The 677-nt window shown below is 64.8% G+C and carries 1 protein-coding gene; it reads right to left on the bottom strand.

Annotated elements, in window-relative coordinates:
- On the bottom strand, positions 1–677 hold a 677-nt coding region (locus CXQ93_RS20205; protein WP_146073310.1), incomplete at both ends, for an HAD-IC family P-type ATPase.

Genomic DNA, 677 nt, shown 5'->3' with positions numbered 1-677 from the left:
TCGCCCTTGGTGAGGGTGCCGGTCTTGTCGAAGAGGACGACGTCGATGGTCCGCATCCGCTCAAGCGCCATGCGGTTCTTGATCAACACGCCGGCCCTGGCTGCACGTTCGGTGGAGATGGCGATGACCAAGGGGATGGCCAGACCCAGTGCGTGGGGGCAGGCAATCACCAACACGGTCACGGTGCGGGTCACAGCATCCGGAACGCTGCCCAACAGTGACCAGACAATGAACGTGATGACGCCGGCACCGGCGGCAAAGTAGAACAGGAACGCTGCAGCGCGGTCTGCCAGGGCCTGGGCTCGGGAGGTGGATGACTGCGCTTCCGCCACAAGCCGCTGAATTCCTGCCAGAGCGGTGTCGTCGCCGACAGCTGTGACTTTGACCCGCAAGGAGTTGTCGGTGGCGACGGTCCCGGCCACCACCGGGTCCCCGACCGTGCGGGGGACTGTTTTGGATTCCCCGGTGATCATGGATTCATCGATTTCGGCGGTGCCTTCGGTGATGGTGCCATCCGCCGGCATGCGGGCTCCCGAGCGGACCAGAACCACATCATCGGCTTTCAGTTCGGCGACGATGATGGTCTCGGTGCCGCCATCGATGACCCGCTCCGCTTCATCGGGCAGCAATGCGGCCAGTGCATCGAGTGCGCCGCGGGCTGAGCCGAGGGCCCGCAT

This window comes from Arthrobacter sp. N199823 (genome assembly GCF_002929705.1).
GTDB lineage: Bacteria > Actinomycetota > Actinomycetes > Actinomycetales > Micrococcaceae > Specibacter.
This window is presented reverse-complemented; position numbering and strand designations above follow the sequence as displayed.